This window comes from Pseudomonas sp. R3-52-08, from assembly GCF_003851745.1.
Classification (GTDB): Bacteria; Pseudomonadota; Gammaproteobacteria; order Pseudomonadales; family Pseudomonadaceae; genus Aquipseudomonas.
In genome coordinates this window covers 2,800,967-2,813,582 of record NZ_CP027730.1, presented here as the reverse complement: position 1 = coordinate 2,813,582, position 12,616 = coordinate 2,800,967, and the positions used below count along the sequence as shown (strand labels likewise).

The window sequence follows — 12,616 nt, the reverse complement described above, 5'->3', positions numbered from 1 at the left end:
GAGCGTCCCAGGAGGCATTACCACGCAGAGCGTGGGAACGATCAACCCCGGCGTCCCCCAAGGCACTGCGCTAGTAATACAGGTAAACTCCCCTCCTTTTCATCTTCTCCCCGGAGTTCGCCTTGCGTCTGTTTCACACCTCCGACTGGCACCTTGGGCAAAACCTGCACGGCCAGGAACGCGACTTCGAACATGCCTGCTTCCTCGAATGGCTGCTGGGCCAACTGAAGGCCCATCGCCCGGAGGCGCTGTTGATCGCCGGCGATATCTTCGACACGGTCAACCCGCCGCTCAAGGCTCAGGAACGCCTATATGACTTCATCATCGGCGCCCACGAACAAAACCCCACGCTGACGATTGTGATGATCGCCGGCAACCACGACTCCGGTTCGCGCATCGAGCTGCCCGCCCCGCTGATGCGTCGTCTGCGCACCCATGCATTGGGCCGTGTGCTGTGGCTGGATGACGGCCAACTGGATGCCGAACGCCTGCTCATCCCATTGCCGGACGCCAAAGGCAAGGTCGTCGCCTGGTGCCTGGCGCTGCCCTTTCTGCGCCCGGCGGAAGTCACGGGTGCGCAGTTGGGCGATGATTACCTGCGCGGCATCGGCCAAGTGCATGAATGGCTGATCGCGGCCGCCAACGCCAAACGCAAGAAAGGCCAGGCGCTGGTTGCCATCAGCCATGCGCACATGGCCGGGGGTTCGGTGTCGGAAGACTCCGAGCGCAGCCTGATCATCGGCAATGCCGAGGCGCTGCCGGCCAGCCTGTTCGATAAGAGTGTGGGCTATGTTGCTCTCGGCCATCTGCACAAGCCGCAAAAAGTGAATGGCGAAGAGCGCATTCGCTACAGCGGCTCGCCGATTCCGCTGTCGTTTTCCGAAATCAGCTACAAGCACCAGGTGCTCGACGTAACGTTCCAGGGCGAACGACTGGTCGGCGTCGAACCGCTGCTGATTCCGCGCTCGGTCAACCTGCAACGCTTGGAAGCCGCGCCTCTGGCCGATATTCTCAAGGCCCTGGCCGAGCTGCCCGACATCGACCTGCTCGCCGAAACCCAGCGCCATCCCTGGCTGGAAGTGCGCGTGCGCCTGGACGAACCGCAACCGGACCTGCGCCAGCAGATCGAAACCGCCCTGCAAGGCAAGGCCGTGCGCCTGGTGCGCATCGCCGCCGAATACGCCGGCAACGGCCCGCGCGCTGACGGCGATGAAGAGCGCCTGGTCGAACTCGACCAGCTCACGCCCCAGGAACTGTTCAGCCGTGCCTGGCAGGACAGCTACGGCAGCGAAGTGGATGAACAAACCTTGAAGGACTTCGCCGTGCTGCTCCAGGAAGTGCAACAGGAGGACGAACAGCCATGAAGATCCTCGCCATCCGCCTGAAAAACCTCGCGTCCCTGGCCGGGCCGTTCGAGATCGACTTCACCGCCGAGCCGCTGGCCAGTGCCGGTCTGTTCGCCATCACCGGGCCGACTGGCGCCGGCAAAAGCACTCTGCTCGATGCACTGTGCCTGGCGCTGTTTGGCGCGGTGCCGCGTTTGGGCGATACCGGCCAGGCGAAGATGCCGGATGCCGACAGCGATATTTCCATCGGCGACCCGCGCACCCTGCTCAGGCGGGGTACCGGCGGTGGCTACGCCGAGGTGGATTTCGTCGGCGTCAGCGGCCGGCGCTACCGGGCGCGCTGGGAAGCCAACCGCGCCCGCGACAAGGCCAGCGGCAAGTTGCAGAGCAGCCGCCAGAGCCTGATCGACCTGGACAGCGAGCAACTGCTGGCCAGCCAGAAAACCGAATACAAGACCCAGCTGGAACTGGCCCTGGGCCTGAACTTCGAACAGTTCACCCGTGCGGTGCTGCTGGCGCAGAGCGAGTTCAGTGCCTTTCTCAAGGCCAACGACAACGAGCGCAGCGAACTGCTGGAAAAGCTCACCGACACCGCGCTCTACACCCAACTTGGCCGCCGCGCCTTCGACAAGGCCAAGGACGCCAGGGACGCCCACAAACAGTTGCAGGACCAGGCCACCGGCGTGGTACCCCTGGCCGCCGAAGCGCGCGCCGAGCTGGATCAACAACTGAACCAGGCGCAACAGCAACTCAAGACCCACCAGGCCCAGCTCAAGCAATTGGAGTTGCAGCACACCTGGCTCAAGGAACTGCGCGAATGGCAGGAGCGCCAGCAAAGCGCTGCCGAGCAGTTGCAGCACGCCCAGCAACAGTGGGACAGCCAGGGCCAGCAGCGCCAGGACCTGACGCGCCTGGACCAGCTCGCCCCACAGCGCCATCACTTCCTGCGCCGCGCAGAACTCGACGCCTTGCTGGCACCGCTCGCCACGCAGATTCAGCAGCACCTTGCACAACAAGCCGTGCTGCACAGCCGCCAGGAACAGGCGCAACAGCAGCAGGCCAGCGCCCAGTCGGCACTCGGGCAAGCCCAGCAGAACCAGGCGCAGGCCGCGCCGTTGTTGCGCCAGGCCTTCGAACAACAGACCACCCTCGCCCACTTGACCAAGGAACTGGCCAAGCGCACCGAAGACCAGCAGCAGCACGCCACCGCCTGCAGCGAAGGTCAGATTTTGCTCAACAGCCTGCAAGAAAAGCAGGCCCAGATCGACGAGCGCCTGCAACGCCTGGCCGCTGAACTGGAGCGCAGCGCCGCCCTCGCGCCCCTGAGCGACGCCTGGAGTGCCTACCGCGACCGCTTGCAACAGTTGATGCTGATCGGCAATCGCCTGAATCAGGGCGAGACCGAACTGCCGCAACTCGAACAGCGCGTCACCGCCGCCGTGGCGCAATTCACCCAGCAGCGCGAAGCCCTGGACCTGCTGTACCAAGAGGCCGGCGCCGAGCCGCACGCAGTGGCCGAACAACTGCAATTGCTCGCCAGTCTCTTGCAGGACAATCGCAAGCAACAACGTGCCTTCGAAGACCTGGCACGTTTGTGGGACAGCCAGCAGCAGCTCGACACCCAGGCCAGCAGCCTGGCGCAAAAACTCGCCGAGGCGGCGCAGCAACGCGAGCAACTGAACCAGACCGGCCTGCAAACCAAAGCTGAACTGACGGTGGCCGAGCAAACCCTGACGGTGACCAAGCAACTGCTGGAGCGCCAGCGCCTGGCCCGCAGTGCCAGCGTCGAGGAACTGCGCGAGCAGTTGCAGGATGACCAGCCCTGCCCCGTCTGCGGCAGCGACGAACATCCGTATCACCAGCCCGAAGCGTTGTTGCAGAGCTTGGGGCGCCACGATGAAAACGAAGAGGCCACGGCGCAGAAAGCCGTCGACAGCCTCAAGGAAAAGCTCACCGAGCTGCGTGGCGAAGTGGGTGGCCTGATCGCCCAGCAAAAGGAATTCCTGGCGCAGCAGGAACAGCTTGCGCTGCAGCAGCAAGCGTTGGCGCCAAGCCTGCAGGCGCATCCGCTGTGCGCTGCGCTGTTCAACCAGGACGCCGCCAAGCGCAGCAGCTGGTTGGCCCAGCAACTGGCGCAACTGACGCAAAGCATCGCCCAGGACGAACAGCGCCAAAGCGCCCTGCTCAACCTGCAACAGAACGCCGGGCGTTTGCAGCAGCAGTTGCAAGCCGCCCAGGACGCCAGCCAGCAGGCCCGCCAACTGTTGCTCGACCAGCAGCGCGCCCTGGCCAACGACCGCGAACGCCTCGATGCAGAACTCGCAAGCTTCGCCAGCCTGTTGCCCAGCGCGACGCTGGAAGGCTTGCGCAGCGAGCCGGCGGCGACCTTCATGCAACTCGATCAGCAGGTCAGCCAGCGCCTGGAACACCTGGGCCATCAGCGTGATGAGCTGGCTGAACAACAAGAGCGTCAGCAGGCCATCGAGAAGCAACAGACCCACCAGCAGCATCGCCAGCAGCAATTGGAGGCGCTGAATCTGCAGGTCGCCGAGCTGGCCACCCAGCACCGCGACGCCCAGGAAACGCTCAGCGCATTGCTGGGCGAGCACGCGAGCGCCGAACAGTGGCAACAGCAACTGGATCAGGCCGTCGCCCAGTCGCGCCAAAGCGAAGCCGATGCCAGCCAGGAGTTGCACGCCGTTCACTCCGCACTGGTGCAATTGGTCGCCGACCTCAAGGCCGTGCAGGAGCGCCAGCAAGCGCTCGAGAGCGAACGACAGGCCCTGGACACGCGCATCAGCGCGTGGCGCGCCGCGCGCCCCGAGCTGGACGATGACGGTCTGGCGCGTCTGCTGGCATTGGACGACGCCCAGATCACCGACCTGCGCCAGCAGTTGCACACCTGCGAAAAAGCCGTCGAACAAGCCAGCGTACTGCTGCAAGAGCGCGAACAACGCCTCGCCGAGCACCAGGCCTTGCACAATGGCAACCTGGACGCCGAACAGCTGGACAGCAGCCTCGCCGCGCTCAACCAGCAATTGGCCGAGGGCGAGAAACACTGCGCCGAACTGCGCGCGCGCCAGTCCGAGGACCAGCGCCGCCAGGATGCCAACAGCGCCCTGGCCGAGCAAATCGCCAAGGCCTATGACGAATGGCAGCGCTGGGCCCGCCTGAACGCGCTGATCGGCTCGGCCACCGGCGACACCTTCCGCAAGATCGCCCAGGCCTACAACCTCGACCTGCTGGTGCATCACGCCAACGTGCAGCTGCGCCAACTGGTGCGCCGCTACCGCCTCAAGCGTGGCGGCAGCATGTTGGGCCTGCTGGTGATGGACACGGAAATGGGTGATGAACTGCGCTCGGTGCACTCGTTGTCCGGCGGCGAGACGTTCCTGGTGTCCCTGGCATTGGCCTTGGGCCTGGCGTCGATGGCGTCAAGCACGTTGAAGATCGAATCGCTGTTTATCGATGAAGGTTTCGGCAGCCTCGACCCCGAATCACTGCAATTGGCCATGGACGCCCTCGACGGTTTGCAGGCTCAGGGCCGCAAGGTCGCGGTGATTTCCCATGTACAGGAAATGCATGAGCGCATCCCGGTGCAGATCCAGGTCAAGCGCCAGGGCAATGGCTTGAGCACCCTGGAGGTCAAGTGAGCGAAGCGCTGCTGTATTCATTCCGGCGCTGCCCCTATGCGATGCGTGCGCGCCTGGCGCTGCGCTACTCGGGGGTGGCGGTGCAGATTATCGAGGTGAGCCTCAAGGCCAAGCCGGCCGAGATGCTGGCATTGTCGCCCAAGGGCACGGTTCCGGTGCTGAGCGTGGAAGGTCGGGTGATCGAGGAAAGCCTGGAGATCATGCAATGGGCATTGGCGCAAAACGACCCCGGCGATTGGCGACTGCAAGGTGATCCTGCGGTACTGGCATTGATCGCCGAAAATGACGACCTGTTCAAACATCATTTGAATCGATACAAGTACGCCGAACGCTATCCGCAGCAGCCGATGGAAGATTATCGGGCCGAGGGCGAGGTGTTCTTGCAGAAGTTGGAGGGTTTGCTGGCGGATCGTGAGTACTTGCTCGCCGCGCACATGAGCCTGGCAGACGCAGCCATCGTGCCGTTTGTGCGGCAGTTCGCCCATGTGGATCGCGAGTGGTTTGCGGGTACGCCCTATCCACGGCTACAGGCGTGGCTACAGCGGATTCTGGAGTCACCGCTGTTTATCGCGGTGATGGCAAAGCCCTGATACCAACATCAATCAACCTGTGGGAGGGGGCTTGCCCCCTCCCACAGGTTGATCAGTGTTAGCCCTGGGTCTTGTGATCCAGCGCCGCATAAAAGTTGGCGCTCTGTTGCAGGTATTTCTGGGTGTAGGCGCTGGTGCTGGATTTTTTCCCGGCGACGTCCACGCTGGCGTTGGCAGGCAAGGCCACGGTGGCGGAAACAGCGGAAGCGGCGATGACGGAGAAGAGGTTCAGATTCATGTCGGTAACCCTTGTGTGCGTTTGGTTGAGTGGCCTGGGAAGGCCTTGGAACCAAACTTACGCCCGGGGGTTGAACCTTAGAAATGCTTTGAAACAGTAGCCGTCATCAATGGAATTAATACTTAGGGTCAGGCCCCGCGTTGCGGGGCCTGTGGCTTATTGACGCACCAGGAACTTGAGGTCGCTGGGCGCATCGATCGGCAATTTCTGCACGGTTTTACCCAGCAGGCCGGTGTTGGGGTCACGTTCGACCACCACAATTTCGTTGCTCTTCTGGTTGGCGACCAGCAGGAACTTGCCGCTCGGGTCGAGGCTGAACTCGCGCGGGTGGTCGCCTTCCACGCTGCGGCGCTGCAGCTCTTTGAGGTGGGCGGTGGCTGGGTCTACGCCAAATACGATGATCTGGTTGGCGGTGCCGCGATTGCTCACATACAGGAACTTGCCGTCACTGGACGCATGCACGGCGGCGCCGGCCTTATCGGACACCGGTTGCCCGGCGGCGTAGTCAACCAACTGGGTCTGGGTGAGCTTGCCGTCGGCATAATCGAACACCGCGACCTGCGCGCTCATCTCGGTGGTCAGCCAGGCGTGCTTGCCATCGGCGCTGAACAGCAGGTGACGTGGGCCGCTGCCCGGTGGCAATTGCACCGATGCCTGGTTGGCCGGGGTCAGCGGCAATTCGTGATTGGCCTTGGAGTCGTAATGGTAGGCAAATACTTTGTCCGCCCCCAGGTCCTGCACAAACACGTACTTGCCATCCGGCGAAGACACCACTGAGTGCACGTGGTTGGAGGCCTGGCGCTCGGGGTTGACGCGACTGGCCGGGTGCCCGCTCAACTGCACCGGCGCCGACAGTTTGCCGGTAGCGTCCACCGGCAGGATTGCCAGGCTGCCGCCCGGGTCTTCCACCACCGAATAATTGGCGACGAACAGGTAACGCCCATCCGCAGCGATGCTGGAATGGGTCGGCTCGTTACCCAGGCTCTGCACCTGATTGATCAGGGTGAGCTGATGACTCTTCGGGTCGATGCTGTAGCTGCTGACGCGACCGACCGGGTCTTGCTGGCCGGGACCGTTTTCATTGACCACAAACAGGTGCTTCTGGTCTTTGGAGACCGTCAGCCACGAAGGGTTGTCAGCCTTCGCTGCCAGCACCGGTTTGCCCTGGAACTGGCCAGTGCGGCTGTCGAATTGCAGGCGATAAATACCTTCGCTGGCGCCAGCGGTGTAGCTGCCCACCAACAATTCATAGGTGTCAGCCGGTGCAGCCTGCACCGACATCGCCCCCACACTGCCGGCCATCAGCAGCGGCCAGAATTTACGCATCATCATGCTCGTCTTCCTCGTCGTTATTGTTGCCGGTGAAGGCGGCCATGCACACCAGGCGGTGTTCGCCCGAATCACCGGTGAGGGTCCAGCTTTGCAAGGCGTCATCAAAGGTCGCGGCCTGTACTTGCGCGAGGCTGAACGTCCAGCGCTTCTCGGCCCGGCCGTCCATGCAGGTCATGCGCAAGCCTTGCTCGTCTGAGGTGAAATCGAAGGCATGCAGCCCATCGATTTCGAGCATGTCGCTGGTTTGAAGTTCAGTAAGCAGGCTGGCGGCAGTCATCAGGATCATTCATCAAGGGGAAAAATGTCGATGATAGACCAATCCTTAGCGCCTTTCTTCTTTCCCATCGCCCTGCGGTAGCCGACTACCGCATCAGGCACGCCGTCGACATTACTTTACGAGGACCTCGCCAACCCACGTTAAGGATGACTCCCGTGCCAACCACCACGCGCGCCCCAGCTGAAAACCTTCTGAAAAAGACCGTAGAAGCACAATTTCTCACGCGTCCATCCCTGCGTTCAGTCGCTACTCAGATGCTGACCTACACCTTGAAGGAACAATTCCCATCCCTGTCCAATGCGCTCTCCGATCTTTGCCTGGCACTGCCCCGTGACGGCGGCGGCCGAGCCCTGCATCCGCTGTTGGAGGTGGCCCTCAAACATATGGCCGACGGCAGCTTCCCCGACCTCTCCGTGCGCCACAACCTCGACAGTTACCTCAGTGACGCCACGGGCACCCGCCTCACCCTGCCAGCCAATGAGCATGTCTCCTATGACCTGAACGTCGTCGAAAGCGTGATACGGGAACTGCCCTTGATTGTGTTTATCGGATTTCAAGATGCGCTGACCGAATACTGGAACCAGGACAGTGATGCCGGCGGCAGTCGTTGGCAATGGCTGGCCGGTTTGCTGCAAGGCTTGCTGAGGGCCTCGGCGATTCGCCAATCAGGGGATGATGCCCAACAACTGCAGATACTCAGCACACTGGCAAACTGCCCCAGCCGGGAGGCCAGAGCGAAGCGACCATGGCCCGACAACTCGATCCATGCCTATACCCTGGAAACGCACCTTGTACGTGCTGCCACAACCTTGACGTTGCAATCCAGCGACATCCTGGTGGTCAGCGGCGAGCGGGTGTTTTTGTGTACCGTGTCAGGCCGGATTGAGCCCTACACCAGCCTGGATGCTTTCGGGGAGGCTTGGGGTAAACATGTGGCAGAGCAATTCATCGCCGACAAAATCACTTGGCAATTGTACGAACCCGACGGCGATATTTTCGAGGTACAGGCAGCACTCGCGCTCAACCAGCACCTGGAGGACCTCGCAGCGGTCCGACTGCCTGGCGCCACCACCGTCAGCGACATGGAAACGCTGTTTGCGTCGATCACCAATCCAGCCAATTTGTTTGCGCTTTCGCCACTCACCGCCATAGAAACATTATCGCCAATCCAGGCCGCGCTCCCCAGGTGGCTGCAAGATGCCTCACCGGCCGACCGCTTTGTCTACCGCCAATGCTTACTCGAACAAGCCAGCTTCAGACGCCTGACGCAGGGTGAAGGCTACCTGGATGGGCTGGACGATATCCGCACTTATGCCACCCGTCATTTGAATCACCAACTGTGCTTGAAGAGAAACGCCGTATTGCACGCCAAGGCCGCCTGTACAGACGTTGCGCAGTCAAAATACAAAGCCGACGAACTGGAACTGAGCTTCGATGTGCCCGTCGGCACCTTGCAAAGTGGCTACATCGAGAAGGTCACGATGAGCCTGGTCGATCTGGCCTTGAAAAACCTCTCGGGAAAACCCAGAGGCCGCATGACATTGCGTCACACCGCAGGCCTGGAGATCGAAACGTGGCTGACCACGGCTTACGTGGACGAACTGATCCAACGTGTCAATGTCGGCCTGAACTACCCCGCCTATATACAGCAGCAATTGCTGAGTGATACCCCGGAGGCTGAAAAGCGCAAACGCCTGTTCTGCGGGCAACGGCCCGTCGCCCTGAAAATGCAGGCGCTTGAGCACAAGATCAAAGGTGAAGCCGGGCTGACGCCAAGAGGTTTGCGTTGCGTCAGGGCAGTGGTCGGCACCCACCGTACAGAGCGTTGGGTCGACGCCGATGAAATCGTCATGCGCACCCTCGCCTTTCAACGCAAACCCGGCGCCAAGGCTGATGTGGTGCAGAACATGTTCATCATCGAGCCCCGTGACACGCAATCCGGACCGCACCTGCTTTATCGCCCGGCCTATCGTGAGTCACTGCTGGAGTTTGCCAGCCGCGACAGTTTACTGGAGGCCATCGCACAGCCCGGGACAATCCAGGAAAGCGTACTGGCCTGGTTGGCCGATGACGCCAGGGACATCTACAGCCATGGCGGCTTTAAAGAACCGCATTACATACGTATCAGCGGAATAGGTTCAGAGTTCGACCCTTTGCCCGGCATCCCCAAACCCGCGACACTGGCAAGTGCGGATGCTGAAAGCAACGATCAGATCCTGCAGGCACTGAACCGCAATGAATTGATGGAGTACCTGTTTGTCTGCGAAGCATGTCAGTTGCTCGACCAGGCCGACCGTGAGTCAACCTCCAATACTGAAAGCCGATGGGCGCTGATTCTCGAAGGGGTGCAACTGGGTTTCAATACTTTATTGATGCTGGTGCGCGGACCGTTGGCGGCTGTGGGCTGGTTCATGCAATTGGCACTGAGCCTTAATCAGGACCTGCCGGCATTGACGAGCGAAGATCCCATTGCCAGGGAACTTGCATGGGTCGACCTGTTGCTCAACATCGGCATGGTACTGATCCACCATGGATTGCCCACACAACCTTCAGGCGGGCCGTTGCTCGAGGATAATACCGCCCGACAGACCCTTGCAGGATTGCCCTTGAGGCGCCCACCCAGCCGGGCAGGCAGCGGGTTCCCGCTGATTGAACGTGGCATCGTTGGCCTCCCTTCCGAACCGCCAGGGGGCGGCAGAACCCTGCTGGACGTTGATCGCTCCCTTGCCGGCGACAGCGCAGCGGCGCGTCTGCTGGAAAAACTGCTCGAGGTCAACACGCCTTGGCCTGAGCCGGTACCGGAACCTATCGCTATTGGTGCGCTCAAGGGGTTGTTCAAGGTCGACAACCACTGGCACGCCTCAGTGGGTGGCCTGTTTTTTCGGGTCACTGTCGTTCCGGGTTTTGACGAAGTGTTCATTGTTCATCCCGACAAACCCAACCATCCCGGCATCAAACTCAGCACCGACGGGAACGGCCATTGGACCCTGGATCGTGGGCTGAAACTGACGGGCGGTGGTCCCAAGCGCGTGGCGGCCCTGCGCGAGGAAAATCGCCGCCAACTGGAACTGCTTCAGGGCCGCATGCAAGAGCTCAATGTGGAGCTCACTCATGGGATGGCCGAATTCAGAACGTGGCTGACTCGAATGAACAGCAGCCGTGATGACCTGATCAAACAAATCAGTACGTTGAAACTGGTATGGCGGCTTCTGCAAAATGCCACCGACGCTCAGAAAACAGCCCTTCAAACGCGGCACGAGCAGGAGATATCGAGCTACTCAAAGATACGCGTCAGCTATGAAGTTTCTCTGGATATCCTGGAAAAAAAGCATGCGCTTTTGCTGCCACGGCGAATTGAACTGTACAAGGTGGGCCAGGACCTCGAACGGTGCGCCGGGGCTCGTGGTCATGTCCAGGACAGGGCAATAACCCTGAAGTCGCTCTGGGATGATCAACTGCGCCTGCATCTTCATCTGCAAAAATGGGCGGACACCTTTCTATTCAGCGACCGTGGCGAGCCAATGAATAACTTGGTGCAGCGCATGCTTCCTGAGATACAGAGCGGACGTCCCTGGCACTATAACGACCACGTTACTCGATTAATTGAGCTCGCGGACGTGATCCAACGTATGGCGGTCCGCTCCCGCGAAATGGAAACCACCCTTGAATTGTTAGAGCAGGACTCAGCGGTGGGGCGTGTGATACGGGAAGAGTTGCTGGCAAAAATCAGCGTTCCTCAACATTTTTTTTCAGAAAATCTGGAAATCCACGCTCTGATCCCGCTATCGCGGGTGGTCGTAAAACTGTCAGCAGTTGAGCCCTCCCCGCTGGAGTTGCTGTATATCAAACATCTCGATGAATCGAGGCTGAGTGAAGTCTTGCTGTCGCACACCGAAGTGCGCAGCAGCACCGGTTATCCTCTCGAGGAACAGCGTCTGCTATATGACACTATCCTTGGCAAGTACCGCAGCTACGCGTCCGCCATCGAAGCCCTCACGTTTGTTAATCCGCAGCGCCTGCACCTCATCGCCGAACGGCTGCTGAGCGGGCTGAGACGGGCTCGCACCCTCGCCGAAAACGAGCTGGAAGCCGTGGTGCGCAGCCAGGAGGCACTGGAAGTCGAAGCGTCGCTGGCAAAGCTGCGCAGACCAAAAGCCCGTACAAAGCGCATCTTCAAAACCCGCAATAGACACTATCTGGTCGGTGACCTCAGGCCTGCTGATGGCCAACACCCTCAAGAGCATTTCACCATCACCAACCCATTTTTCGATGAAACCGTTACTTCGTTCGAACAATTTGAGGCCGACACCTGGGTGGAAAAAACCCTGGCACCGATGGACGTGCCAGAACCTGCCCCACAGGCGCGGTCCCTGGCAGCGATAAAGAGCCAGGGCGAGAAACTGGTGCAGCAACGCACAGAGATTGAACGGGCCATAACCGCTCAGCAGCACCAATTGGAAAACCCCTTTACCCGGCAAGATGTCAATCCAGCTGACTGGGACGAGTTGCTCACCGGGCAGGCGAAAAAACTAACCGACCTGGCCGATGAAATTGCTCGGGAACACCGCAGCCAGCCCTCGGCGCAAGACTTGATCGACAACTACCGGGCACACGCCAGAGACATGCAGCGCATGGCGAAGCGTGTATGCAGTGAGGCTTACAAACGCCAGTGGCCGACGCTGCAAAGCCTTGAATACTTGTGGCGACAGAAAGAAATCGACATCAACCTGACCAGCCAGGCAGACCCGCAAAGGCCTACCCTCAGCGGTGATTTTTTCACTGAATATGCCGTGTATGACAAAGCGCAAAAGCCTCCGACCGTGTTGTGGTACGCCCACTTCCACTACGCGACAGCCGATGCGCCACCTGCCAGCTATACCAGAGCACACCTGAAGCTGGCCAGTCAGCGCAAGTACACCCAAAAGGACCTGCTCAAACAGCACGTACAAGCGCTCTTGCATAGCCAGCAGGAGCCAGGGGCCGAGCCCATTGAAAAAATCCTCTACGTGCTGATTGTGCCGCCTCAGGACCAACTCTTTTTAGCCATCGCACCTGCACCGTAAATTCAAGCCGTACCGACAGCCATCCGAACACAAACGCTCGACGGTTTAACGTCGGGCGTTTGCTTGAAGCATGCCGTGCTCGAGTCGTTGCCCTTTTAGTCCTCAGCGGTAGCCAGC

The 12,616-nt window shown here is 60.6% G+C and carries 7 protein-coding genes; 4 read left to right on the top strand and 3 right to left on the bottom strand.

Annotated features, from left to right (window positions below; genetic code table 11):
- Positions 1-122 precede the first annotated feature (122 nt).
- The 3 genes from C4J91_RS12835 to C4J91_RS12825 are packed head-to-tail and all read left to right on the top strand — an operon-like array spanning position 123 to position 5,589.
- Positions 123-1,364, top strand: a complete 1,242-nt coding sequence (locus C4J91_RS12835; RefSeq protein WP_124362672.1) for an exonuclease SbcCD subunit D C-terminal domain-containing protein — start codon at positions 123-125, stop codon at positions 1,362-1,364.
- Complete coding sequence (locus C4J91_RS12830) at positions 1,361-4,999, top strand: AAA family ATPase (protein WP_124362671.1); 3,639 nt, start codon at positions 1,361-1,363, stop codon at positions 4,997-4,999. The genes C4J91_RS12835 and C4J91_RS12830 overlap by 4 nt, the downstream gene beginning before the upstream one ends.
- A complete protein-coding gene (locus C4J91_RS12825) occupies positions 4,996-5,589 on the top strand; it encodes a glutathione S-transferase (RefSeq protein WP_124362670.1) in 594 nt (197 codons plus the stop codon). Before C4J91_RS12830 ends, C4J91_RS12825 begins: the two co-directional genes overlap by 4 nt.
- 58 nt (positions 5,590-5,647) lie before the next feature.
- On the opposite strand, the gene C4J91_RS12820 is transcribed toward C4J91_RS12825, so the two are convergent.
- From C4J91_RS12820 to C4J91_RS12810, 3 genes are all read right to left on the bottom strand, one after another.
- Entirely contained in the window at positions 5,648-5,827 is a 180-nt protein-coding gene (locus C4J91_RS12820) for a hypothetical protein (RefSeq protein WP_124362669.1), read from the bottom strand.
- Positions 5,828-5,983: 156 nt separating this feature from the next.
- The gene (locus tag C4J91_RS12815; RefSeq protein WP_124362668.1) at positions 5,984-7,159 is read right to left on the bottom strand and encodes a lactonase family protein; all 1,176 of its coding nucleotides are present in this window, start codon (positions 7,157-7,159) and stop codon (positions 5,984-5,986) included.
- Positions 7,146-7,436, bottom strand: a complete 291-nt coding sequence (locus C4J91_RS12810) for a DUF5629 family protein (protein ID WP_124362667.1) — start codon at positions 7,434-7,436, stop codon at positions 7,146-7,148. Before C4J91_RS12810 ends, C4J91_RS12815 begins: the two co-directional genes overlap by 14 nt.
- Positions 7,437-7,582: 146 nt before the next feature.
- Between C4J91_RS12810 and C4J91_RS12805 the strand changes: the two genes are divergently transcribed.
- Positions 7,583-12,499, top strand: coding sequence for a dermonecrotic toxin domain-containing protein (locus tag C4J91_RS12805; protein ID WP_124362666.1), 4,917 nt, complete (start codon positions 7,583-7,585; stop codon positions 12,497-12,499).
- Positions 12,500-12,616 lie beyond the last annotated feature (117 nt).